This window comes from Pseudomonas sp. SID14000 (assembly GCF_002165135.1).
GTDB lineage: Bacteria > Pseudomonadota > Gammaproteobacteria > Pseudomonadales > Pseudomonadaceae > Aquipseudomonas.
The window spans coordinates 582,217-606,039 of record NZ_NFZQ01000001.1 but is presented as its reverse complement, the minus strand read 5'-3'; the positions used below and the strand labels follow the sequence as shown (position 1 = coordinate 606,039).

General features: G+C 63.1%; 18 protein-coding genes. 13 read left to right on the top strand and 5 right to left on the bottom strand.

The window, feature by feature from the left end:
• The first annotated feature begins 6 nt into the window (after window positions 1–6).
• The 6 genes from CAY82_RS02725 (at window position 7) to gcvP (ending at window position 8,936) form a co-directional block, all read left to right on the top strand.
• The gene (locus tag CAY82_RS02725; RefSeq protein WP_170931014.1) at window positions 7–1,224 is read left to right on the top strand and encodes a 2-octaprenyl-3-methyl-6-methoxy-1,4-benzoquinol hydroxylase; all 1,218 of its coding nucleotides are present in this window, start codon (window positions 7–9) and stop codon (window positions 1,222–1,224) included.
• 216 nt (window positions 1,225–1,440) lie between these two features.
• The gene (locus CAY82_RS02720; RefSeq protein WP_087499825.1) at window positions 1,441–2,442 is read left to right on the top strand and encodes an extracellular solute-binding protein; all 1,002 of its coding nucleotides are present in this window, start codon (window positions 1,441–1,443) and stop codon (window positions 2,440–2,442) included.
• A 160-nt stretch (window positions 2,443–2,602) separates the two neighbouring features.
• Window positions 2,603–4,225, top strand: coding sequence for an iron ABC transporter permease (locus tag CAY82_RS02715; RefSeq protein ID WP_087499853.1), 1,623 nt, complete (start codon window positions 2,603–2,605; stop codon window positions 4,223–4,225).
• Window positions 4,226–4,350: 125 nt separating this feature from the next.
• On the top strand, window positions 4,351–5,433 hold the full coding sequence (gcvT, locus tag CAY82_RS02710; RefSeq protein ID WP_087499824.1) for a glycine cleavage system aminomethyltransferase GcvT: 1,083 nt from the start codon (window positions 4,351–4,353) through the stop codon (window positions 5,431–5,433).
• Between the two features lie 51 nt (window positions 5,434–5,484).
• The gene (gene gcvH, locus CAY82_RS02705; RefSeq protein WP_087499823.1) at window positions 5,485–5,868 is read left to right on the top strand and encodes a glycine cleavage system protein GcvH; all 384 of its coding nucleotides are present in this window, start codon (window positions 5,485–5,487) and stop codon (window positions 5,866–5,868) included.
• Between the two features lie 194 nt (window positions 5,869–6,062).
• Window positions 6,063–8,936 carry an aminomethyl-transferring glycine dehydrogenase gene (gcvP, locus tag CAY82_RS02700; protein ID WP_087499822.1) on the top strand — a complete coding sequence of 958 codons (2,874 nt, stop codon included), beginning with the start codon at window positions 6,063–6,065 and terminating at the stop codon, window positions 8,934–8,936.
• A gap of 119 nt (window positions 8,937–9,055) precedes the next feature.
• On the opposite strand, the gene CAY82_RS02695 is transcribed toward gcvP, so the two are convergent.
• The 3 genes from CAY82_RS02695 to CAY82_RS02685 form a co-directional block, all read right to left on the bottom strand.
• Window positions 9,056–9,370 (bottom strand): DUF2388 domain-containing protein, encoded by a 315-nt coding sequence (locus CAY82_RS02695; RefSeq protein WP_087499821.1) that lies wholly within the window; start codon window positions 9,368–9,370, stop codon window positions 9,056–9,058.
• Between the two features lie 89 nt (window positions 9,371–9,459).
• Entirely contained in the window at window positions 9,460–11,145 is a 1,686-nt protein-coding gene (locus CAY82_RS02690) for a GspE/PulE family protein (protein ID WP_087499820.1), read from the bottom strand.
• A 116-nt stretch (window positions 11,146–11,261) separates the two neighbouring features.
• Entirely contained in the window at window positions 11,262–11,567 is a 306-nt protein-coding gene (locus tag CAY82_RS02685) for a hypothetical protein (RefSeq protein ID WP_087499819.1), read from the bottom strand.
• Between the two features lie 126 nt (window positions 11,568–11,693).
• Here CAY82_RS02685 and CAY82_RS02680 point away from each other — a divergent pair, with 126 nt between their 5' ends.
• Window positions 11,694–12,164 carry an Lrp/AsnC family transcriptional regulator gene (locus CAY82_RS02680; RefSeq protein ID WP_015272225.1) on the top strand — a complete coding sequence of 157 codons (471 nt, stop codon included), beginning with the start codon at window positions 11,694–11,696 and terminating at the stop codon, window positions 12,162–12,164.
• A gap of 101 nt (window positions 12,165–12,265) precedes the next feature.
• On the opposite strand, the gene CAY82_RS02675 is transcribed toward CAY82_RS02680, so the two are convergent.
• Window positions 12,266–13,633 carry a CYTH domain-containing protein gene (locus CAY82_RS02675; RefSeq protein ID WP_087499818.1) on the bottom strand — a complete coding sequence of 456 codons (1,368 nt, stop codon included), beginning with the start codon at window positions 13,631–13,633 and terminating at the stop codon, window positions 12,266–12,268.
• Window positions 13,634–13,852: 219 nt separating this feature from the next.
• On the opposite strand from CAY82_RS02675, the gene argE reads away from it, so the two are divergent.
• Entirely contained in the window at window positions 13,853–14,995 is a 1,143-nt protein-coding gene (gene argE / locus CAY82_RS02670) for an acetylornithine deacetylase (protein WP_087499817.1), read from the top strand.
• A 124-nt stretch (window positions 14,996–15,119) separates the two neighbouring features.
• A complete protein-coding gene (argA, locus tag CAY82_RS02665) occupies window positions 15,120–16,418 on the top strand; it encodes an amino-acid N-acetyltransferase (RefSeq protein WP_087499816.1) in 1,299 nt (432 codons plus the stop codon).
• A gap of 151 nt (window positions 16,419–16,569) precedes the next feature.
• Here argA and CAY82_RS02660 read toward each other — a convergent pair whose 3' ends face one another.
• On the bottom strand, window positions 16,570–17,946 hold the full coding sequence (locus tag CAY82_RS02660; RefSeq protein WP_063912151.1) for a glutamine synthetase family protein: 1,377 nt from the start codon (window positions 17,944–17,946) through the stop codon (window positions 16,570–16,572).
• Window positions 17,947–18,520: 574 nt separating this feature from the next.
• On the opposite strand from CAY82_RS02660, the gene CAY82_RS02650 reads away from it, so the two are divergent.
• The 4 genes from CAY82_RS02650 (at window position 18,521) to CAY82_RS02635 (ending at window position 23,809) form a co-directional block, all read left to right on the top strand.
• A complete protein-coding gene (locus CAY82_RS02650) occupies window positions 18,521–19,879 on the top strand; it encodes a glutamine synthetase family protein (RefSeq protein ID WP_087499814.1) in 1,359 nt (452 codons plus the stop codon).
• 47 nt (window positions 19,880–19,926) lie between these two features.
• Window positions 19,927–21,288: an aspartate aminotransferase family protein gene (locus CAY82_RS02645; protein WP_087499813.1), complete on the top strand. Its 1,362-nt coding sequence runs from the start codon at window positions 19,927–19,929 to the stop codon at window positions 21,286–21,288.
• 170 nt (window positions 21,289–21,458) lie between these two features.
• Window positions 21,459–22,556: a polyamine ABC transporter substrate-binding protein gene (locus CAY82_RS02640; RefSeq protein ID WP_087499812.1), complete on the top strand. Its 1,098-nt coding sequence runs from the start codon at window positions 21,459–21,461 to the stop codon at window positions 22,554–22,556.
• A gap of 158 nt (window positions 22,557–22,714) precedes the next feature.
• A complete protein-coding gene (locus CAY82_RS02635; RefSeq protein WP_087499811.1) occupies window positions 22,715–23,809 on the top strand; it encodes a polyamine ABC transporter substrate-binding protein in 1,095 nt (364 codons plus the stop codon).
• Window positions 23,810–23,823 lie beyond the last annotated feature (14 nt).

Sequence of the window (23,823 nt, the reverse complement as noted above, 5' to 3'; positions counted from 1 at the left end):
ATGGAAATGCGCGCAGATCTGTTGATTGTCGGTGCCGGTATGGTCGGCAGCGCTCTGGCCCTGGCGTTACGCCATAGTGGCTTGCAAATCCTCCTGCTCGACGGTGGCCCGCTGGCGGTCAAGCCGTTCGATGCGCAGGCCCCGTTCGAGCCGCGTGTCAGCGCGCTGTCGGCGGCCAGCCAGCGCATCCTTGAGCGCCTTGGCGCCTGGGAGGGCATTGCCCGGCGACGTGCGACGCCGTACTCGGACATGCATGTGTGGGATGGCAGTGGCACCGGGCAGATTCACTTCTCGGCCGCCAGTGTGCATGCCCAGGCGCTGGGCCATATCGTCGAGAACCGGGTGGTACAGGACGGCCTGCTGGAGCGCCTGCATGACAGCGACATCGGCCTGCTGCCCAACGCGCGGCTCGAACAGCTGCGCCGCTCCGGCGACGAGTGGCTGCTGACCTTGGCCGATGGCCGCCAGTTGCGTGCGCCGCTGGTGATCGCGGCCGACGGTGCCAACTCGGCGGTGCGGCGCCTGGCCGGCTGCGAAACCCGCGAGTGGGATTACCTGCACCATGCCATCGTCACCAGCGTGCGTTGCAGCGCCGGGCACCAGGCCACGGCCTGGCAGCGCTTCACCGATGAAGGGCCATTGGCGTTCCTGCCGTTGACCCGCGATGGCCAGCAAGACTGGTGCTCGATCGTGTGGTCGACCACCCCTGAGCATGCCGAGCAGTTGATGGCGCTGGATGAAGCGGCCTTCCTCAAGGCTCTGGAGCGAGCTTTCGAGGGGCGCCTGGGTGATGTGCTGCAGGCCGACCCGCGGGTGTGCGTCCCGCTGCGCCAGCGCCACGCCAAGCGCTATGTGGATGAAGGCCTGGCGTTGATCGGCGATGCCGCCCACACCATTCACCCGCTGGCCGGGCAGGGCGTGAACCTGGGGTTCCTCGATGCCGCGGTACTGGCCGAGGTGCTGGTCAATGCGTGCGAGCGTGGTGAGCGGCTGGCGGATGTGAAGGTGCTGAGCCGTTACGAGCGGCGGCGAATGCCGCACAACCTGGCGCTGATGGCGGCGATGGAAGGGTTCGAGCGGTTGTTCCAGGCCAATCCGCTGCCGTTGCGCTGGCTGCGTAACAGCGGATTGAAGCTGGTGGAGCAGATGCCGGAAGCCAAGGCGCTGTTCGTCCGGCAGGCGCTGGGTTTGAGCGGTGATCTGCCGGATCTGGCCAAAGCCTGAAGATCTTGCCAATCCCTTGTAGGAGCAGCCTTGTGCTGCGAAGAGGCCCGTGAAGCCAGCCAATCTTAGATTGGGCTGCCGGCCCTTTCGCAGCACAAGGCTGCTCCTACAAAGGCGGCGCAAGTTCTGCAACATCCGGTAACGCCTATGTAGATGAGTCGGAAAATGGGATTCACTACCATTTGCACCTCTCATACGATCCGAGGAGTGCTTTCCATGTTGCCACGCAAGCCCCTACTGGCCGCCCTGGCCCTGACCCTGTTCGGCGGCACCGCCCAGGCAGCGGATGAAGTGGTGGTGTACTCCTCGCGCATCGACGAGCTGATCAAGCCGGTGTTCGATGCCTATACCGCCAAGACCGGGGTCAAGATCAAGTTCATTACCGACAAGGAAGCCCCGCTGATGCAGCGCATCAAGGCCGAGGGCGACAACGGCGTGGCCGACCTGCTCCTGACCGTCGATGCCGGCAACCTGTGGCAGGCCGAGCAGATGGGCATCCTGCAGCCGATCAAGTCCGACATCATCGACCAGAACATACCATCGCAGTACCGCGCCTCGTCCCACGAATGGACCGGCCTGAGCCTGCGCGCCCGTACCATCATCTACTCCACCGAGCGGGTCAGGCCGCAGGAGTTGAGCACCTACGAAGCCCTGGCCGACAAGCAGTGGGAAGGCCGCCTGTGCCTGCGCACCGCGAAGAAGGTGTACAACCAGTCACTGACCGCCACCCTGATCGAGACCCACGGCGAGGCTAAGACCGAGCAGATCGTCAAAGGCTGGGTCAACAACCTGTCCACCGATGTGTTCTCCGATGACAACGCGGTGATCCAGGCCATCGAGGCCGGCCAGTGCGATGTGGGCGTGGTCAACACCTACTACTATGGCCGCCTGCACAACCAGAACCCGAAACTGCCGGTGAAGATCTTCTGGCCCAACCAGGGTGATCGTGGCGTGCACGTGAACCTGTCGGGCATCGGCCTGACCAAGCATGCGCCACACCCGGAGGCGGCGAAGAAGCTGGTGGAATGGATGACAGGCGAGGAAGCACAGAAGCTGTTCGCCGACATCAACCAGGAATTCCCGGCCAACCCGAAGGTCAAGCCATCGGACGAAGTAGCGGCGTGGGGCAGCTTCAAGGCTGACAGCATTCCAGTGGAAATCGCTGGCAAGCGCCAGGCTGAAGCGATTCGCTTGATGGATCGGGCTGGCTGGAACTAAGCGCCAGGCTTTATCCTTCCGGGGCCTTTCAGGGCCTCTTCGCGGGTAAACCCGCTCCCACAGGCACCGCACGTAGCTTGAATCCTGTGCTGTCCCTGTGGGAGCGGGTTTACCCGCGAACGACCGCGCAGCGGTCGCCATCGAAACCGAGAACCAAGCCTTGCCCCACACCCCCCAACGCCGCTGGTACCTCCCGGTCACCCTGGTCGCCGCCCTGGTGCTCCTGCCCCTGAGCGTCCTGCTGTTGTCCTGGCAGTCGATCGACCTGCAGATCTGGTCGCACCTGCTCGACACCCAGATGACTCGCCTGCTAAGCAATACCCTGACGCTGGTGGTGGGGGTGGGCATCGGCGTCACCGTGCTGGGTGTCAGCCTGGCCTGGCTGACCAGCCTCTGCGAGTTCCCTGGTCGGCGCTGGCTGGACTGGGCGCTGATGCTACCGTTCGCCATTCCGGCCTATGTGCTGGCGTTCGTCTTCGTCGGCCTGCTGGACTTCGCCGGCCCGGTACAAAGCGCCCTGCGCGAGGTGTTCGGGCCGATGCGCCTGCCGCGGGTGCGCTCCACCGGCGGGGTGATCGTCGTCCTGGTGCTGGTGTTCTACCCCTATGTCTACTTGCTGGCGCGCACCGCATTCCTGGCCCAGGGCAAGGGCCTGATGGAAGCGGCGCGGGTGCTGGGGCTGTCCCCGCTGCAAGCGTTCTGGCGCGTGGCCCTGCCAATGGCACGGCCGGCGATCGGCGCCGGTATTGCCCTGGCCCTGATGGAAACCCTGGCCGACTTTGGCGCGGTGGCGGTGTTCAACTTCGACACCTTCACCACGGCCATCTACAAGACCTGGTACGGCTTCTTCAGCCTGTCCAGCGCGGCCCAGCTGGCCAGCCTGTTGCTGCTGGCGGTGATGCTGGTGCTGTACGGCGAGCGCCGAGCCAGGGGGGCCAGCCGTAGCGGCAACGAGCGGCCGCGCGGGCAGGCGCTGTACCACCTGCGCGGGGTCAAGGCGCTGCTGGCCAGTGGCTGGTGCCTGCTGGTGTTCGCCTGCGCCTTCGTCATCCCGCTGCTGCAACTGCTGGCGTGGTTCTGGCAGCGCGGCCGGCATGACCTGGACGAGCGCTATGTCGGCCTGGTGCTGCACACCCTGTACCTGGGCGGCATGGCGGCACTGGTCACGGTATGCGTGGCGTTGCTGCTGGCCTTTGCCCGGCGCCAGGCACCGACGGGCGGTGTCCGCGCCGGGGTCGGCCTGGCCAACCTGGGCTATGCCTTGCCCGGCTCGGTGCTGGCGGTGTCGATCATGCTGGCCTTCAGTTATCTCGACAACCACTTGGTCATCCCGCTGTCCGGCTGGCTGGGCGGTGCCGGCAAGCCGCTGCTGCTGGGCAGCCTGGCCGCCTTGCTGCTGGCCTACCTGGTGCGCTTCATCGCGGTGGCCTACGGGCCGCTGGAGAGCAGCCTGGAGCGTATCCGCCCGTCTCTGCCCGAGGTATCCCGTAGCCTGGGCGTCAGTGGCGTGGGATTGTTTTTCAAGGTGTATCTGCCTTTGCTGGTACCTGGCGTCCTCAGCGCCGCCTTGCTGGTGTTCGTCGACGTGCTCAAGGAAATGCCGGCCACCCTGCTGATGCGCCCGTTCGGCTGGGACACCCTGGCGGTGCGGGTGTTCGAGATGACCAGCGAGGGTGAGTGGGCGCGTGCATCGCTGCCGGCACTGACCCTGGTGCTGGTGGGCTTGCTGCCGGTCATCGGCCTGATTCGCCGTTCGGCACGTCGACCCGGTCACAGTCACTGAGGGTGCCAGCCCGCGCCCTTGCGGCTACAATGCGCGGCATTCGCGCGGCGGGTCCTGCACAACAAGAGCTGACGACCCAACGTCATCGACCGCCGCCGCTTCGCCACGCCCGGAAGGAGAAACCCATGGGACAGCGCACGCTTTTGTATGACCTGCACCTGGCGCTTGGCGCCAAGACGGTCGATTTCGGTGGCTGGGACATGCCCCTGCACTATGGCTCGCAGGTCGAGGAGCACCATCAGGTGCGCAGCGATTGCGGAGTGTTCGATGTTTCCCACATGACCGTGATCGATGTCGATGGCAGCGACGCCACTGCCTGGTTGCAGCGTCTGCTGGCCAACGACGTGGCCCGCCTCGACGAAATCGGCAAGGCGCTGTACAGCCCGCTGCTGCAGGCGCAGGGCGGGGTGATCGACGACCTGATCGTCTATCGTACGGAACACGGCTACCGCCTAGTCACCAACGCCGCTACCCGCACCAAGGTGCTCGACTGGCTGCAACTGCAGCGTGACGGTTTTGCCGTGGACTTCAAGGTCCGCCCCGACCTGGCCATCCTTGCCATCCAGGGCCCGAATGCCCGAGCAAAGGTTGCGGCCTTGCTAAGCCCCACCCGCGCCGCGCTGATCCGCGAGTTGCGCCCGTTCGAAGGCGTTGCCGAAGGTGACTGGTTCATTGCCCGCACTGGCTATACCGGTGAAGACGGCCTGGAGATCATGCTCCCGGGTGAACAGGCCGTGGCCTTCTTCAACGACCTGGTCGGTGCTGGCATTGCCCCCAGCGGCCTGGGTGCCCGCGACACCTTGCGCCTGGAAGCCGGCATGAACCTGTACGGCCAGGACATCGACGAAACCCACACCCCGCTCACCTCCAACCTGGGCTGGAGCATTGCCTGGGAGCCGGCCGAGCGTGACTTCATCGGCCGCGCCGGTCTGCTGGCGGAAATCGAACATGGCGTGCAGGAAAAACTGGTCGGCCTGGTACTGGAGGAGCGCGGCGTGCTGCGTGCCCATCAGGTGGTGCGTGTGGCCGGGATTGGCGAAGGGGAGATCACCAGTGGTAGTTTTTCGCCTACGCTGAGCAAGTCCATTGCCCTTGCACGCGTGCCCATGGCCACCGGCGACCGGGCCGAGGTGGAAATCCGCGGCAAGTGGTACCCGGTGCGGGTGGTCAAACCGACCTTCGTGCGTCACGGCAAGATCCTGATCTGAACCATTATCAACCGGCGGGCGTACCGCTGAGCCAATCGAGGAATTCAAGAGATGAGCAATATCCCCGCTGACCTGCGTTTTGCCGAAAGCCATGAGTGGGCCCGGCTGGAAGCCGATGGTACTGTGACCGTGGGTATCAGCGACCACGCCCAGGAAGCCCTGGGGGACGTCGTGTTCGTCGAACTGGCCGAAGTCGGCAAGGTGTTCGGTGCAGGCGACGCCGCGGGTGTGGTTGAGTCGGTCAAGGCCGCTTCGGACATCTATGCCCCTGTCTCTGGCGAAGTGATCGCGGTCAACGAAGAGCTGGCCGACAGCCCCGAGCTGCTCAACGAAGAACCTTACGAGTCGTGGATCTTCAAGCTGAAGCCAAGCAACCCGGCCGAGCTGGACAAGCTGCTGGATGCCGCGGGCTACAAGGCCGCGATCGGCGAGTAATACTGCGTTGCCTTCTTCGCGGCTAAAGCCGCTCCCACAGGTACTGCACAGCGTCTGATACCTGTGCGGTCCCTGTGGGAGCGGCTTTAGCCGCGAAGAGGCCGGGCCTGCAAGCAACTTTCCCCGCAGAATCGGCAATCCCTTCCTAGACTTGTAAGTCTCCATGAGAGCTGTTCCAGGAAGAGAGCGTCGTCATGTCCCAGTCGCCATCCCTGCATCAACTGCAAGAGCTCAACCCTTTCCTGCGTCGCCACCTTGGCCCCGATGCCACGGAGCAGCAGGCCATGCTCAACGCGCTGGGTGTTGCCAGCCGCAGTGAGCTGATCGAGCAGACCGTACCGCCAGACATTCGCCTCAATCGCCCCCTCGACCTGCCTCCGGCGCTGGACGAACAGGCCGCCTTGGCCAAGCTCGCCGGTTATGCCGATCAGAATCAGGTCTGGACCAGCCTGATCGGCATGGGCTACCACGGCACCATCACCCCTACGGTGATCCTGCGCAACGTGCTGGAAAACCCCGGCTGGTACACCGCCTATACGCCCTATCAGCCCGAGATTGCCCAAGGCCGGCTGGAGGCGCTGCTGAACTTCCAGCAGATGGTCATCGACCTCACCGGGCTGGCTTTGGCCAACGCCTCGCTGCTCGACGAAGCCACTGCCGCCGCCGAAGCCATGGCCCTGGCCAAGCGGGTGGCGCGCAACAAGAGCAATGCCTTTTTCGCCGATGAACACTGCCACCCACAGACCCTCTCGGTTCTGAAGACCCGTGCCGAGGGCTTTGGCTTCGAGCTGATCGTCGACTCTGTGGATAACCTTGGCAAACACACAGTTTTCGGTGCCTTGCTGCAGTATCCGGACACCCACGGCGAGGTGCGCGACCTGCGCCCGTTGATCGAACATTTGCATAACCAGCATGCAATGGCCTGCGTGGCCGCCGACCTGCTCAGCCTGGTGGTGCTGGCACCGCCCGGGGAACTGGGCGCCGATGTGGTACTGGGCTCAACCCAGCGCTTCGGCGTGCCGATGGGCTATGGTGGCCCCCACGCGGCCTATTTCGCCTGTCGTGACGACTATAAGCGGGCCATGCCGGGGCGCATCATTGGCGTGTCGCGCGATGCCCGTGGCAATACTGCACTGCGCATGGCCCTGCAGACCCGCGAGCAGCATATCCGCCGCGAGAAGGCCAACTCCAACATCTGTACGGCCCAGGTGCTGCTGGCCAACATTGCCGGCTTCTACGCGGTGTACCACGGCCCGGAAGGCCTGCAGCGCATCGCCCAGCGTGTGCACCGGCTGACCTTCATCCTGGCCGCCGGCCTCGAAGCCAAGGGCATCAAGCGCCTCAACCAGCATTTCTTCGACACGCTCACCCTGGACGTCGGTGGCACTCAGGCGGCCATCATCGAAAGCGCCGAGGCAGCACAGATCAACTTGCGCATCCTCGGCCGCGGGCACCTGGGCGTGAGCCTGGACGAGACCTGCTCGGAGCATACGGTGTTGCGCCTGTTCGACATCTTCCTTGGGGTGGACCACGGGCTGAATATCGCCGCACTCGACCAGTTGGCCTTGCCCGAAGGCATCCCCGCCAACCTGGTGCGGCGCACGCCGTTTCTCGCCCACCCGGTGTTCAACCTGCACCACAGCGAAACCGAGATGCTGCGTTACCTCAAGCAGCTAGAGAACAAAGACCTGGCGCTGAACCAGTCGATGATCCCGCTGGGCTCGTGCACCATGAAGCTCAACGCTACCAGCGAGATGATCCCCATCACCTGGCCTGGCTTTGCCCAACTGCACCCGTTTGCCCCGGCGGCCCAGGCCACCGGCTACAAGGCGATGATCGACGAACTGGAAAGCTGGCTGTGCGCAATTACCGGCTTCGATGCCATCTGCATGCAGCCAAACTCCGGTGCCCAGGGCGAGTACGCCGGCCTGATGGCCATTACCCGCTACCACCGCAGCCGCCACCAGCCGCAACGCACGCTGTGCCTGATCCCGTCGTCGGCCCACGGTACCAACCCGGCGTCGGCGCAAATGGCCGGCATGGAGGTGGTGATTGTCGACTGCGACGATGATGGCAACGTTGACCTGGCTGACTTCAAGGCCAAGGCTCACGCGGCCGGGGACCGTTTGTCGTGCCTGATGATCACCTATCCGTCGACCCATGGCGTTTACGAAGAGGGGATTCGCGAAATCTGCGAAGTGGTCCACCAGCACGGCGGCCAGGTTTACATGGACGGCGCCAACCTCAATGCCCAGGTGGGGCTGGCGCGTCCGGCAGATATCGGCGCCGACGTTTCACACATGAACCTGCACAAGACCTTCTGCATCCCCCACGGTGGTGGCGGCCCGGGCATGGGGCCGATCGGCATTCGCGCGCATCTCAAGCCGTTCGTCGCCAGCCACCCGGTGGTGCCCGTACCCGGCCTGGAACCGAGCAACAGCGCGGTCAGTGCTGCGCCCTGGGGCAGTGCGAGTATCTTGCCGATCAGCTGGATGTACATAGCCATGATGGGCCCGCAGCTGGCCGATGCCAGTGAGGTGGCGATCCTCTCGGCCAATTACCTGGCCAGCCAGCTGGGTGGCGCGTTCCCGGTGCTCTACCGCGGGCGTAACCAGCGGGTGGCGCATGAGTGCATCCTTGACCTGCGGCCGCTGAAGGCGCTGACCGGCATCAGCGAGGAGGATGTGGCCAAGCGCCTGATGGATTATGGCTTCCACGCGCCGACCATGTCGTTCCCCGTGCCGGGCACGCTGATGGTCGAACCGACCGAGAGTGAGTCGAAGGCCGAGCTGGACCGCTTCGTCGAGGCGATGCTGGCGATTCGGGCGGAAATTGGCGAAGTGCAGGAGGGCAACTGGCCAGCGGAGAACAACCCGCTCAAGCATGCGCCGCATACCCTGGCCGATGTGCTGGCGGTGTGGGACAGGCCCTACAGCCTGGAGCAGGCGGTGGCGCCCAGTGCTCACGTGCGCCAGCACAAGTACTGGCCAGCGGTGAACCGGGTCGACAACGTGTATGGGGACAGGAATCTGTTCTGTGCTTGTGTGCCGGTGGAGGCGTATCGCTAATTGTGATTTGCCTGTGCCGGCCTCTTCGCAGGTAAACCCGCTCCCACAGGGCTTGTACAAGTTTTGAATACTGTGCAGTACCTGTGGGAGCGGGTTCACCCGCGAAGCAGGCGACGTGGTTACTCGGCTACCGCATTCTTGGCCAGGATGGCATTGGCCAGTTCCATATCGGAAGCCTGCATCCCCGGGTTCTCCGCGCGGGCCTGGCGAATCGCCGCTTCAAGGAACGGCCCGCGGATTGCGCCTTCGCTGGCCACGAAGCTGCCGGCGTCATCCTGCGCCGCCATCACCAGCTTGTGGTCCCCGGATGTCAGGTAGCTCGATGCCGTGGTAGCACCGGTAGTCATCACGTTACGCCAGAAGGTATCGGCCATGGCCGAACCGATAGGCAGCGAAAACAAGGCAGCGGCAGCGATGGCGGTTTTGAAACGCATGTTGAAACACCTCGAAGGGTGAGGGTTGAAGATGCGCGGTTTGATCCTGCGACAAGGGTGCAAGTTCCTTGAATGCAAAGGATTTTTGCTCAGGAACAGGCCCGTAGCACTTCATCCTGACGGGTCTGTCCGCGGGCCACTTTGGCCTCCCCACAGCGGCGTAGATCAACCAGTCCATCTGCTACTGCCTGACGCCGCAAACTGGCCAGGTCGCTGCCCGGGCCAATCTGGGCGCGTAGGCTGTCGCTGGGCACCAGTAGTTCGAACAACCCCGTGCGACCATGGAACCCGGTGCCACGGCAGGTGCCGCACGGCTGCCCACCAGACACTGCTGCAACACCCCGGCAATCCGGGCACAGTGTGCGCACCAACCGCTGGGCCATGACTCCGACCAGCGTAGCCTTGATCAGGTAGTCGGCCACACCCAGTTCCTGCAGGCGGGTGATCGCGCCACAGGCGTCGTTGGTATGCAGGGTCGACAGCACCAGGTGCCCGGTCAGGGCCGCCTGTACCGCTACCAGGGCGGTCTCGCGGTCACGGATTTCGCCGATCATGATGATGTCCGGGTCCTGACGCAGCATGGCTCGCACGCCATTGGCGAAACCCAGGTCCAGGGCGGGCTGCACCTGCAGCTGGTTGAAGGCGGGATCCAGGCGCTCGATCGGGTCTTCGATGGTGCACAGGTTGACCTGCGGCGTGGCCAGCAGCTTGAGGCTGGCGTACAGCGTGCTGGTCTTGCCGGAACCGGTGGGGCCGGTTACCAGAATGATGCCCTGGCGTTGGCGTAACAGGCCTTGCCATTGATCCAGTTGCGGCCCATCCAGGCCCAGCCGGTCGAAGCCTTCTTGCAGCTGTTGCGGGTCGAACAGGCGCAGCACCAGTTTTTCGCCGAACGGGGTCGGCAAGGTCGACAGCCGCAGTTCTACCTCGCCGCCGCCAGGCAGGCGGCTTTGCAGCCGGCCATCCTGCGGCCGGCGCTTTTCCGCGACGTCCATGCGCCCCAGGTGTTTCAGGCGGCTGACCAGCGCCAGAGTCACCCCGGCGGGAAAGGCATAGACGCTGTGCAGCAGGCCGTCGATGCGGTAGCGCAGGTGCCCCTGCTCGCGGCGGGGTTCCAGGTGGATATCGCTGGCGCGTTGCTCGATGGCGTACTGCAGCAGCCAGTCGACGATATGCACGATGTGCGCGTCGTCCGCGCTGGCCTCGGTCTGGCGCTTGCCAAGCTCCAGCAGTTGTTCGAGTTCGCCCAGGCTGGCTGACTGCTGGTGTTGCGCGCCTTTTACCGATTGGGCCAGGCGATGAAACGACTGCCCTGCCTGGCGGACCTGCTGCGGGTTGGCCAGCACGCGACGGATCGGCCGGCCCAGGCTGCGGGTGAGGTCGGCCTGCCAGTCATCCTGGTAGGGCTGGGCGCTGGCGACGGTGACGCTGGAGGCGTCGGCGGCGACGATGAGGATGCCATGGCGCTGGGCGAAGGCCGGGGATATCAGCCCGGTCACCTGGGGCAGGTCCAGTTGCAGCGGGTCGATGCGCAGGTAGGGCTGGCCAACCCTGTTGGCCAGCCATTGGCAGAGGCGGTCCAGGTCCAGGGATTGACCAGCGTGTAGGCGGTCTTCCAGGGCGCAGGCGGCGATCTGTTCCAGCGGGTGGAGGGTGGGGCAAGTAACGGTGTGCTCAAGCACACGCAGGGTGTCGTTGGCGTGTAGATGCTGGTCGGTGAGCAGGGCTTCGAGCACGCGCTTGAGGTCGAGTGCCGCGTTGTCGGGGGTATGCATGGTTGGCGTCCGTGCCTGGTAGGGGAGTCCTGATCAAGGCTAGCCGGGCGAGGGAGGGTTACCGAGGGAGAAAGGTTTCGGGATCTTGCAGTGCCTGTACAGGAAAAGCAGATGGTTCAGACCACCGCCAGCTCCACCCGCTGCTGGTTGGTCAGGCTCACCTCACCCACACACACCAGGTTACGCAGTTTCTGCGCAATCACCTCGGCCCGGTGCCAGCTCAGGCCGCCGATGCCGACCTCGATATCAAGCCAGTCCTCCTGCTGGCTGACCTGCACGCTGTGCGGGGTCAGGAACTGCAGGGCAAAGAGGTTGAGTACCCGGCACAGGCTGTCAGGCTCGGCCTCTGCCTGCAGGCGATAGTGCACGGTACTGTGGGCGCTGCTGGCGGCCCAGGCGTCGGTACGGGGCTGTGGGTTCATGCTGGTCTCCGCAAGTGTTGAAGAAATTCTTGCACGTTCGCGACGGTATTTTTTCGCTATGATTTGACCATTTTGCTGTATTGGTGAATTCTTCTATTCAATAAGTGCTGTTTTGGAGAATTATCAATGCACAGCGAGCTGGACGCCTATGATCGCCGTATCCTCGAACTGCTGCAGGAGGACGCTTCGCTGTCCAGCGCACAGATCGCTGAGCGCGTGGGGCTGTCGCAATCGCCGTGCTGGCGACGTATCCAGCGGTTGAAGGAGGAGGGAGTGATTCGCGGGCAGGTGACCTTGCTGGACCGCAAGAAGGTCGGCCTGAACACGCAGATTTTCGCCGAGGTGAAACTGAACGCCCACGGGCGCTCCAACTTCACCGAGTTCACCGACGCGATCCGCGGTTTTCCGGAGGTGCTGGAGTGTTATGTGCTGATGGGGTCGGTGGACTTTCTGTTGCGCATCGTCACACCGGACATCGAGGCGTATGAGCGGTTCTTCTTCGAAAAGCTGTCGAACGTGCCGGGGATACAGGAGGTGAACTCGATTGTGGCGCTGTCGGAGATCAAGTCCACCACCAGCCTGCCACTGTCGCGCTGAGGCATTCGCGGGTAAACCCGCTCCCACAGGGTTACCAGTGAGCCAGAGAGCAGCGCGACCCCTGTGGGAGCGGGTTTACCCGCGAAGAAAGCGACGCGGTATCACGCCTTGAGCAGGTGCTTCCAGCCGCGGCTCTGGTCCACCGCCCGAGCCTGTTCGATACGCGCTTCCAGCACTTCATCGCTGATTGGCTGCTCGGCCAGCTCATGCAGCTTCTTCAGGTCGCCGTACAGGCGGTCCATCTGCGGCGCTTCCAGCACCTGACGGGCATGGTGCAGCCAGGCCAGCAGCTGTTCGATACGCGGCAACTGTTCGGCCAGGTCTTCCGGACGCTGGGTGTACAGCGGCAGCTTCAACGCTCGGCCTTCTTCGCCCAGCAGGTGCGCCAGCCAGCTTGCCAGCTGCGCCTTGCCCTGGCGTTCGCCACGACCTTTGCGTTCCACAGTCCAGGCACGCGCCAGCAGCCAGCGCGAGGTTTCCAGCGAGAACTGGCCCCAGCGTACGTCTTCCAGCTCTTCGGCGAACTGCTCGGGGGCGGCGCGGCGGATGTCTTCGTCTTCATTGCCGGCCTGCACCAGCGGGCGCCAGTCTTCGAGCAGGACGTCGAGGCTGCTGCGCAGGTCGCGGGTGGTAGCGCGCGGTGCGGCCTGGCCCAGGCTGGCGGTGAGGGCACGCAGTTCGCTCAGGCACTCGACCCAGTCCTGCAGCAGGCGCCAGTGGCCATTGTGGCGGTATTGCTCGGCCAGGCGCTGGCTGCTGCCCAGCAGTTGCCAGGCCAGTGCGGCGTAGGCGTCGTCCACGGCCATTTCGGCTTCCAGCTCAGTGTGCGGCAGGCCCAGCTCGTAGCTGTCCGGCTCCAGCAGACGGTAGCCACGCTCGGCCTTGCTGATGTCGCATGGCATCAGCGGCAGGCTGGCTGCCAGCTCGGCGGCCAGTTCAAGCAGGGCCTGCGGTTCGCCTTCGCGCAGCTCCAGTTCCACCTCGCAGATTTCTTCCTTGCGCTTGCCGGCGATCACGAAGCCCTGGTCCAGTGCGGCCTCGATCACTACCTTGCTCTTGCCACGGCCCCAGGCGATTTCGGCGTATTCACGGCTGAAGTCGGTGGTGAACAGCGGCTTGATGGTCTTTTTGTCCAGGTTGGCCAGTTGCGCGGGCCAGCAGCTGTCGTCGAGCTTCTTCAGGTCGAGTTTGACCTTGTCCAGTTGCCATTCGTACTCGTTGCGCTCGGACAGGCCGGCCACGCTGGTGCCGCGGCACTTGAGGGTCTGGATGATGGCCTCGCCATCGCGGCGCAGGCGCAGGGCGACTCGGGCGGCGGAGAGCTCGCGCTCGGGGGTGTCGAAGTACTGGTTGAGCAGTTCGCGGGTCTGCCAGCCGGACTTGTTGCGCTTTTTCAGCAGAGGGTGCTCGCGCAGGGCGGCAAGGGTCTCGCGGCTGGCGCGGAGCTTGAGTTCGGTTTCTTTGTGCATCACAGGCTCGAAGGAGGGGGCGTGGTTGCCCAGCAGTTTACAGGAGTCGGCTGTCGACTGTTGGATCGTGGTGGCTTCTTCGCGGGTAAACCCGCTCCCACAGGTACTGTGCTGCCCTCAGATGCGGCGCTTTCACTGTGGGAGCGGGTTTACCTGCGAAGAAGCCCACACGGATGGACGGCATTGCTATGATGAGCAACGCTTCCGAGGAGTACGCGCATGCCGTTGCCGACGTTGAAAGACCAGTTCGCTGCCCTGATCGCCGCGCCCTCAGTCAGTTGCACCCAGCCTGCGCTGGACCAGTCCAACCGCCAGGTCATCGACCTGCTGGCCGGCTGGCTGGGCGACCTTGGCTTCGACTGCGACATCCGTCAGGTCAGCCCCGGCAAGTTCAACCTGCTGGCCAGCCGTGGCACTGGCCCCGGTGGCCTGGTGCTGGCGGGGCACAGTGACACCGTACCTTATGACGAACAGCTGTGGGCCAGCGACCCACTGAAGCTGACCGAAACCGATGGTCGCTGGGTCGGCCTGGGCAGCTGCGACATGAAGGGCTTCTTCGCCCTGGTCATCGAAGCGGTGATCCCATTGCTGGAGCACGATTTCAAGCAGCCACTGCTGATCCTGGCGACCTGTGACGAAGAAAGCTCGATGTCCGGCGCCCGCGCCCTGGCCGAGGCGGGGCAGCCGCTCGGCCGTGCGGCAGTGATCGGCGAGCCCACCGGGCTGCGGCCGATCCGCATGCACAAGGGCATCCTCATGGACCGCATCGATATCCTCGGACGCAGCGGCCATTCGTCGGACCCAAGCCTGGGTCGCAGCGCCATGGAGGCCATGCACATGGTGATGGGCGAGCTGATGGGCCTGCGCCAGCAATGGCAGCAGACTTACCGCAACCCGCAATTCACCGTACCGACCCCGACCATGAACTTCGGCTGCATCCACGGCGGCGACAACCCCAACCGTATCTGCGGCCAGTGTGCCCTGGAATTCGACCTGCGCCCGCTGCCAGGCATGGACGTGGAGCAACTGCGCGCGGCCATCCGCGCCAAGCTGGTGCCCGTGGCAGAGCGCTTCGAGGTGCGCATCGACTATGCGCCGCTGTTCCCGGAGGTGCCGCCATTCGAGCAGCCTGCCGACGCCGAACTGGTGCAAGTGGCGGAGCGCCTGACCGGCCATCGCGCCGAAGCGGTGGCGTTCGGCACCGAAGCGCCTTATCTTCAGCAACTGGGCTGCCAGACCATTGTGCTGGGCCCCGGCGATATCGCCTGTGCCCACCAGCCCGGCGAGTATCTTGAAATGTCACGAATCGAGCCTACCGTGCGTCTATTGCGTGAGCTGGTCCGGCACTATTGCCTGAACTAAACGTCAACCGAACCGATTCGTTCCTGCGTAGAGGAGACCGCGCGTGACCGCAAGCCTGTTCCGACGATGATCCTGAACGCCCCCTGTATCGCCGTTCTCCGTCCACTTATCCACAGGCCCTGTCATGCCCGACTACGTCAATTGGCTGCGTCATGCCTCCCCATACATCAATGCCCATCGCGACTGCACCTTCGTGGTCATGCTCCCTGGCGATGGGGTGGAACACCCTAATTTCGGCAACATCGTCCACGACCTGGTGCTGCTGCACAGCCTTGGCGTACGCCTGGTGCTGGTGCACGGCTCGCGCCCGCAGATCGAAAGCCGCCTGGCGGATCGCGGCCTGACCCCGCACTACCACCGTGGCCTGCGCATTACCGATGCTGCCACGCTGGATTGCGTGATCGATGCCGTCGGCGCGTTGCGCCTGGCCATCGAGGCACGCCTTTCGATGGATATCGCCGCTTCGCCGATGCAGGGCTCGCGCTTGCGTGTGGCGTCCGGCAACCTGGTAACGGCGCGGCCGATCGGCGTGCTCGAAGGCGTGGACTACCACCACACCGGCGAAGTGCGCCGGGTCGACCGCAAGGGCATCAGCCGCCTGCTCGACGAGCGCTCCATCGTGCTGTTGTCGCCGCTGGGCTACTCGCCCACGGGTGAAATCTTCAACCTGGCCTGCGAAGACGTGGCTACCCGTGCTGCCATCGAGCTGGGTGCCGACAAGCTGCTGCTGTTCGGCGCCGAGCCTGGCCTGCTGGACGAGGACGGCAAGCTGGTGCGCGAACTGCGCCCTCAGCAGGTTGCCCCGCATTTGCAGCGCCTGGGCAGCGATTACCAGGGCGAGCTGCTGGATGCTGCGGCCGAAGCCTGCAAAGGCGGCGTGGCGCGCAGCCATATCGTCAGCTATGCCGAGGACGGCGCCTTGCTGACCGAACTGTTCACCCGTGGCGGTGGCGGCACGCTGGTGTCGCAGGAGCAGTTCGAAGTGGTGCGTGAGGCGACCATCGAGGACGTGGGCGGATTGCTGGAACTGATCAGCCCGCTGGAAGAGCAGGGCATCCTGGTGCGCCGTTCGCGTGAGGTGCTGGAGCGGGAGATCGAGCAGTTCAGCGTGGTCGAGCGCGAGGGAATGATCATCGCCTGTGCGGCGTTGTACCCGATTGCCGACTCCGACGCCGGCGAGCTGGCGTGCCTGGCGGTAAACCCGGAGTACCGTCATGGCGGGCGTGGGGACGAGCTGCTGGAGCGTATCGAAAGCCGGGCGCGGCAGCTGGGGCTGAACACCCTGTTCGTGCTGACGACGCGTACCGCGCACTGGTTCCGCGAACGCGGGTTTGCGCCGAGCGGGGTCGAGCGGCTGCCAGCGGCGCGGGCTTCGCTGTACAACTACCAGCGCAATTCGAAGATCTTCGAGAAGCCCTTGTAAACCTGTACTGGCCTATTCGCGGGTGAACCCGCTCCCACAGGATCTTCACCGAACCTGAGGCTGGCGCGGTCCCTGTGGGAGCGGGTTTACCCGCGAAGCAGGCGACACCGACCTCGAACAAAAACGCCGCCCTTGGGGGCGGCGTTTTCGTTTACACGGTATGCAGGTACCAGTTGTACTCAAGGTCGGAGATCGAGTGCTCGAACTCCTCCAGCTCGCTCTCCTTGCACGCGACGAAGATGTCGATGTACTTCGGATCGATGTACTTGTTGAGGATCTCGCTGTCGTCCAGCTCGCGCAGGGCATCGCGCAGGTTGTTCGGCAGGCTCTGCTCCAGCTGCTCGTACGAGTTGCCTTCGATCGGCTCACCCGGCTCGACCTTGTTGGTCAGGCCATGGTGCACGCCGGCCAGCACGGCGGCCATCATCAGGTACGGGTTGGCGTCGGCACCGGCCACGCGGTGCTCGATGCGCACGGCGTCCGGCGAGCCGGTCGGCACGCGCAGGGCCACGGTGCGGTTGTCCAGGCCCCAGCTTGGCGCGTTCGGTACATAGAACTGCGCGCCGAAGCGGCGGTACGAGTTGACGTTCGGGCAAAGGAACGCCATGGACGCGGGCAGGGTCTCGAGCACACCGCCGACAGCGTGACGTAGCGCGGCGTTCTGCTCGGGATCCTCGCTGGTGAAGATGTTGTTGCCATCTTTGTCCAGCACGGAAATGTGTACATGCAGGCCGTTGCCTGCCTGGCCCGGGTAGGGCTTGGCCATGAAGGTGGTGTCCATTTCATGGTCGTAGGCGATGTTCTTGATCAACCGCTTGAGCAGTACCGCGTAATCGCAGGCCTTGAGCGGGTCGGCCACGTGGTGCAGGTTGACTTCGAACTGCGCCGGGGCGCTTTCCTTGACGATGGCGTCGGCCGGGATGCCTTGCTCCTTCGCGCCTTCGAGGATGTCCTGCAGGCAGTCGGCATATTCGTCGAGGTCGTCGATCAGGTACACCTGGGTCGACTGCGGGCGCTTGCCCGAAATTGGCGAGCGCGGCGGCTGCGGACGGCCGTTCACGTTCTCCTGGTCGATCAGGTAGAACTCCAGCTCGAACGCGGCGCAGATGGTCAGGCCCATCTCGGTGAACTTGCTCACCACCTGACGCAGCACTTCACGCGGGTCGGCGAAGAACGGCTCGCCTTCGAGCTCGTGCATGGTCATCAGCAACTGGGCGGTAGGGCGCTTTTGCCACGGCTCGTTACAGAGTGTGTCAGGGATTGGATAGCAGATGCGGTCAGCATCGCCGATGTCCAGGCCCAGCCCGGTGCTTTCGACGGTGGAACCGTTGATATCCAGGGCGAAAAGGGAGGCAGGCAGGTTGATGCCTTTCTCGTAAACCTTGTGGAGGCTGGTGCGCTCTATGCGCTTGCCGCGCACCACACCATTCATATCTGCAATCAGAAGGTCAACGTAGAGAACCTCAGGATGTTCCTTAAGGAACGCGTTCGCTTCGTTAAGCTGAACGGCACGCGGGGGTACCGACATGATGCAACACCTTTGTTGTCAAAAATATCAATCAAGGGGGGCTTGCAAGACCAGTCAATCGAAAAGACAAACTGATGTCAAGCCAACCCCATGATGCCCTGAAATGGCACATCGACGGCAGATTTGCTGCATATCGGGGCAAGTCATTATCCGCTATTTCCTGCGTAAAGGGCCATCTCCGACAAACCGTGTTTTATTTTTTACGGAGGTGTTGTGTAAAAAAATGAACAAGGCTAAGCTCGGTCTCAACCCAGAACACAATAATACGAGGGTCACATGGTCCGCTTGCTGCGACCTGAAAGTGCTGCCTGCGCAGTGCCATCGGGTACTTCCGTCATCTTTGCAAGCTTCGTCAATGGCGTGGCCGCCCTGGCCGCAATAATTGACGTTTGGCGCTTCCGGACCTGCCCTCGTAGCGGCTTGTCGCCCTTCGTTTCGTCTTCCTGCCTTTCGAACTCATTACGGACGCACCTGTTTTCAGTGTATCCACTGCGGCTCTGCGCGGGGGTTTTTGCTTTAGCAATGTACTCCATCCAGAATCAGTGTGCGGACCACCTTACCTCCTGAGGTATTTATGAGTAACAACCTCGACCAGCTCACCGATTGGTTGAAAGAGCACAAGATCACCGAAGTCGAATGCATGATCAGTGACCTGACCGGCATCACGCGCGGCAAGATTTCGCCTACCAACAAATTCATCGCCGAAAAAGGCATGCGCCTGCCCGAGAGCGTGCTGCTGCAGACCGTGACCGGCGACTACGTCGACGACGACATCTATTACGAACTGCTCGACCCGGCGGATATCGACATGATCTGCCGCCCCGACGAGAACGCCGTGTTCCTGGTGCCGTGGGCCATCGAGCCGACCGCCCAGGTGATTCACGACACCTACGACAAGAAGGGCAACCCGGTCGAACTGTCGCCGCGTAACGTGCTGAAGAAAGTCCTCAAGCTCTACGCCGACAAGGGCTGGCAGCCGATCGTCGCGCCGGAGATGGAGTTCTACCTGACCAAGCGCAGCGAAGACCCGGACTTCCCGTTGCAGCCCCCGGTAGGCCGTTCGGGTCGCCCGGAAACCGGCCGCCAGTCGTTCTCGATCGAAGCCGCCAACGAATTCGACCCGCTGTTCGAAGACGTCTATGACTGGTGCGAACTGCAGCAGCTGGACCTCGACACGCTGATCCATGAAGACGGTACGGCGCAGATGGAGATCAACTTCCGTCATGGCGACGCCCTGCACCTTGCCGACCAGATCCTGGTGTTCAAGCGGACCATGCGTGAGGCCGCGCTCAAGCACAACGTGGCCGCCACCTTCATGGCCAAGCCCATGACCGGCGAACCTGGCAGTGCCATGCACCTGCACCAGAGCGTGGTCGATGTGGCCACTGGCAAGAATATCTTCAGCAACGACGACGGCAGCATGAGTGAACTGTTCCTGCACTACATCGGTGGCCTGCAGAAGTTCATCCCCGAGGCGCTGCCGCTGTTCGCACCCAACGTCAACTCATTCCGCCGCTTCCTGCCCGACACGTCGGCGCCGGTGAACGTGGAATGGGGCGAAGAAAACCGTACCGTTGGCTTGCGCGTGCCGGACGCCGGCCCGCAAAGCCGCCGCGTCGAGAACCGCCTGCCGGGCGCCGACGCCAACCCTTACCTGGCCATTGCCGCCAGCCTGCTGTGTGGCTACATCGGCATGGTCGAAGGCATCGACGCCAGCGCGCCGGTGCAGGGCCGAGGTTACGAACGCCGCAACCTGCGCCTGCCACTGACCATTGAAGATGCCCTGGAACGCATGGAGAACAGCCGTGCGCTGGTGCAGTACCTGGGCAAGAAGTTCATTACCGGCTACGTCGCCACCAAGCGCGCCGAACACGAGAACTTCAAGCGAGTCATCAGCTCCTGGGAGCGAGAGTTCCTGCTGTTTGCTGTCTGATCAACCTTGGTGCCGCAGGACGCGGCTGTCGAACAACGGAGAAGCACATGAGTGTCAACAACCCGCAAACCCGTGAATGGCAAACCCTGAGCGGGGAGCATCACCTCGCACCCTTCAGTGACTACAAGCAGTTGAAGGAGAAGGGGCCGCGCATCATCACCAAGGCCCAGGGTGTGCATTTGTGGGATAGCGAGGGGCACAAGATCCTCGACGGCATGGCTGGCCTGTGGTGCGTGGCGGTGGGTTATGGTCGTGAAGAACTGGTGCAGGCGGCAGAAAAGCAGATGCGCGAACTGCCGTACTACAACCTGTTCTTCCAGACTGCCCACCCGCCTGCGCTGGAGCTGGCCAAGGCGATCTCCGACGTGGCGCCGCAAGGCATGACCCATGTGTTCTTCACCGGCTCCGGTTCCGAAGGCAACGACACCGTGCTGCGCATGGTCCGCCACTACTGGGCGCTGAAAGGCAAGCCACAGAAGCAGACCATCATCGGCCGTATCAACGGCTACCACGGCTCCACCGTGGCCGGTGCCAGCCTGGGCGGCATGAGCGGCATGCATGAGCAGGGCGGCCTGCCAATCCCGGGCATCGTGCATATCCCGCAGCCGTACTGGTTCGGCGAAGGCGGCGACATGACTCCGGATGAGTTCGGGGTGTGGGCGGCCGAGCAACTGGAGAAGAAGATCCTCGAAGTCGGCGAAGACAACGTCGCGGCTTTCATTGCCGAGCCGATCCAGGGCGCCGGCGGCGTGATCATCCCGCCGGAAACCTACTGGCCGAAGGTGAAGGAGATCCTTGCCCGGTACGACATCCTGTTTGTCGCCGACGAAGTGATCTGCGGTTTCGGCCGTACCGGCGAGTGGTTCGGCTCCGACTATTACGACCTCAAGCCCGACCTGATGACCATCGCCAAAGGCCTGACTTCCGGTTACATCCCCATGGGCGGTGTGATCGTGCGTGACACCGTGGCCCAGGTACTCAGCCAAGGCGGCGACTTCAACCATGGCTTCACCTACTCCGGCCACCCGGTAGCGGCCGCCGTAGGCCTGGAAAACCTGCGCATCCTGCGTGACGAGAAAATCGTCGAGAAGGCGCGCACGGAAGCGGCACCGTATTTGCAAAAGCGTTTGCGTGAACTGCAGGACCACCCGCTGGTGGGCGAGGTACGCGGCCTGGGCTTGCTCGGCGCGATCGAGTTGGTCAAGGACAAGGCCACCCGCAGCCGTTACGAAGGCAAGGGCGTGGGCATGATCTGCCGCACCTTCTGCTTCGACAACGGCCTGATCATGCGGGCGGTGGGTGACACCATGATCATCGCGCCGCCGCTGGTCATCAGCCACGCAGAGATCGACGAACTGGTGGAAAAGGCACGTAAATGCCTGGACCTGACGCTCGAAGCTATTCGTTGACAGTTTGCTAGGCTAGCGATGTGACATTAAGTCGTTACACGGCCCTGCTTTTCTTGATAGAGGGCCTTGTAACTTGCCAGACTAGTGGCTGTTTCAGTCGCCGCGCGCTCTGCACCGTAGGTCCTGGCTGCTGAACAGATGGCTAAATAAAAAATTCTGGAGCATTACGCATGAATAAAATGGGCAAGACGTTGCTGGCCGCCGCCCTGATGGGTGCCATGGCCTCCGCTGTTCAGGCTGAAGACAAAGTGTTGAACGTCTATAACTGGTCGGACTACATCGCTCCGGACACCATTGCCAAGTTCGAGAAACAGACTGGCATCAAGGTCAAGTACGACGTCTTCGACAGCAACGAAACCCTTGAAGCCAAGCTGCTGGCAGGCAAGTCGGGCTATGACATCGTCGTGCCTTCGAACAACTTCCTGGCCAAGCAGATCAAGGCTGGCGTGTACGAGGAACTGGACCGTTCCAAGCTGCCGAACTGGAAGAACCTCGACACCGACCTGCTCAAGGCCGTTGGCGATGCCAGCGACAAGGACAACAAGCACGCCTTCCCTTACATGTGGGGCTCGATCGGCATCGGCTACAACCCGGAGAAGGTCAAGGCCGCGCTGGGCGTGGACAAGATCGATTCGTGGGACGTGGTGTTCAAGCCTGAGAACATCGCCAAGCTCAAGAGCTGCGGCGTGAGCTTCCTCGATGCCCCGACCGAAATGCTCCCGGCTGCGCTGCACTACCTGGGCCTGCCGACCGACAGCACCAAGAAGGAAGACCTGAAGGCCGCCGAGGACCTGTTCCTCAAGATTCGTCCTTCGATCACCTACTTCCACTCGTCCAAGTACATCGGCGACATGGCCAACGGCAACATCTGTGTAGCCGTCGGTTACTCGGGTGACCTGGAGCAGTCCAAGGCTCGTGCCCACGAAGCTGGTGACAAGGTCAAAGTGGACTACGTCATTCCGAAGGAAGGTGCCGGTACCTTCTACGACATGGTCGCCATCCCTAAAGATGCCGAGCATAAAGACGCTGCCTACCAGTTCATGAACTTCCTGATGCAGCCGGAAATCATGGCTGAAATCACCAACGCCGTGCGTTTCCCGAACGGCAACGCTGCCGCCACCCAGTTCGTGGACAAGGAAATCACCAGCGATCCGAGCATCTATCCGCCAGCTGAAGTGAAGAAACAGCTGTACGCGATCGCTGCGCCTGAAGCGTCTGCCCAGCGTGTGATCACCCGCAGCTGGACCAAGATCAAGTCGGGCAAATAAGCCCGATGCGGTACCTCTGGGCCGGAGAACCCCGGCCCAGAGCCAGTGAAAGGCAATTGATGATTGCGGCATCGAAGCTGCGAAGGTAAGTTGCGCGCCGGTTTTGCGTGTGCGGCAGCATTGTCGCTACCCAGGCACTGATTGTGAGGACCACCCACTTGTCCATTTCTGTATTCCGCAAGGCCTTGATGGCTGGAGCGGGCCTGACGCTGGCATGCAGCGTCCAAGCGGCGCCTACGGTGCACTTCTACAACTGGTCCGACTACATCGGCCCGACCACACTCGCGGACTTCGAGAAAGCCACGGGCATCAAACCCGTGCAAGACGTGTTCGACTCCAACGAAACCCTGGAAGGCAAGCTGCTGGCTGGCAACACCGGCTATGACGTGGTGGTGCCGTCCAACCATTTCCTCGGCAAGCAGATCAAGGCGGGCGCGTTCCAGAAGCTCGACAAGAACCTGCTGCCCAACTATTCCAACCTGGACCCGGCGCTGATGAAGCGTCTGGAAAGGAACGACCCGGGCAACCAGTACGCCGTGCCTTACCTGTGGGGCACCAACGGCATCGGTTACAACGTCGACAAGGTGAAGGCCGCGCTAGGCGTGGACACCATCGACTCCTGGGCAGTGCTGTTCGAACCCGAGAACATGAAGAAGCTCGCCAAGTGCGGCGTGGCCTTCCTCGACTCGGCGGACGAGATGCTGCCGGCGGTGCTCAACTACATGGGGCTGGACCCCAACAGCACCAATGCCAAGGACTACCAGGCCGCCGAGAAGAAGTTGCTGGCGGTACGCCCGTACGTGACCTACTTCCATTCGTCCAAATACATCACCGACCTTGCCAACGGCGACATCTGCGTCGCGGCAGGCTTCTCGGGTGATGTGTTCCAGGCCAAGGCCCGCGCTGAAGAAGCGAAGAAGGGCGTAAACCTGGCCTACGCCATTCCCAAGGAAGGCGGCAACCTCTGGTTCGACGTGCTGGCGATCCCCAAGGACGCCAAGAACGTCAAAGAGGCGCATGCCTTCATCAACTATTTGCTGAAGCCTGAGGTTATCGCCCAGGTCAGTGATTACGTCGGTTACGCCAACCCGAACCCCAAGGCTGGCGACCTGATGGACCAGGCCGTGAGGACTGACGCCGCGGTTTACCCACCGCAGGAAGTGCTGAACAAGATGTTCGTGAATTCAGAGTTGCCACCCAAAGTGCAACGGCTGATGACCCGTAGCTGGACCAAGGTCAAGTCGGGCAAGTAAAAATCCAGGCCCGC

What these genes read in the sequence shown, in the direction of transcription:
- CAY82_RS02725 (WP_170931014.1), top strand. Translation starts at nt 7, where the DNA reads ATGCGCGCAGATCTGTTGATTGTCGGTGCCGGTATGGTCGGCAGCGCT.
- CAY82_RS02720 (WP_087499825.1), top strand. Translation starts at nt 1,441, where the DNA reads ATGTTGCCACGCAAGCCCCTACTGGCCGCCCTGGCCCTGACCCTGTTC.
- gcvT (WP_087499824.1), top strand. Translation starts at nt 4,351, where the DNA reads ATGGGACAGCGCACGCTTTTGTATGACCTGCACCTGGCGCTTGGCGCC.
- gcvH (WP_087499823.1), top strand. Translation starts at nt 5,485, where the DNA reads ATGAGCAATATCCCCGCTGACCTGCGTTTTGCCGAAAGCCATGAGTGG.
- gcvP (WP_087499822.1), top strand. Translation starts at nt 6,063, where the DNA reads ATGTCCCAGTCGCCATCCCTGCATCAACTGCAAGAGCTCAACCCTTTC.
- CAY82_RS02695 (WP_087499821.1), bottom strand. Translation starts at nt 9,370, where the DNA reads ATGCGTTTCAAAACCGCCATCGCTGCCGCTGCCTTGTTTTCGCTGCCT.
- CAY82_RS02690 (WP_087499820.1), bottom strand. Translation starts at nt 11,145, where the DNA reads ATGCATACCCCCGACAACGCGGCACTCGACCTCAAGCGCGTGCTCGAA.
- CAY82_RS02685 (WP_087499819.1), bottom strand. Translation starts at nt 11,567, where the DNA reads ATGAACCCACAGCCCCGTACCGACGCCTGGGCCGCCAGCAGCGCCCAC.
- CAY82_RS02680 (WP_015272225.1), top strand. Translation starts at nt 11,694, where the DNA reads ATGCACAGCGAGCTGGACGCCTATGATCGCCGTATCCTCGAACTGCTG.
- CAY82_RS02675 (WP_087499818.1), bottom strand. Translation starts at nt 13,633, where the DNA reads ATGCACAAAGAAACCGAACTCAAGCTCCGCGCCAGCCGCGAGACCCTT.
- argE (WP_087499817.1), top strand. Translation starts at nt 13,853, where the DNA reads ATGCCGTTGCCGACGTTGAAAGACCAGTTCGCTGCCCTGATCGCCGCG.
- argA (WP_087499816.1), top strand. Translation starts at nt 15,120, where the DNA reads ATGCCCGACTACGTCAATTGGCTGCGTCATGCCTCCCCATACATCAAT.
- CAY82_RS02660 (WP_063912151.1), bottom strand. Translation starts at nt 17,946, where the DNA reads ATGTCGGTACCCCCGCGTGCCGTTCAGCTTAACGAAGCGAACGCGTTC.
- CAY82_RS02650 (WP_087499814.1), top strand. Translation starts at nt 18,521, where the DNA reads ATGAGTAACAACCTCGACCAGCTCACCGATTGGTTGAAAGAGCACAAG.
- CAY82_RS02645 (WP_087499813.1), top strand. Translation starts at nt 19,927, where the DNA reads ATGAGTGTCAACAACCCGCAAACCCGTGAATGGCAAACCCTGAGCGGG.
- CAY82_RS02640 (WP_087499812.1), top strand. Translation starts at nt 21,459, where the DNA reads ATGAATAAAATGGGCAAGACGTTGCTGGCCGCCGCCCTGATGGGTGCC.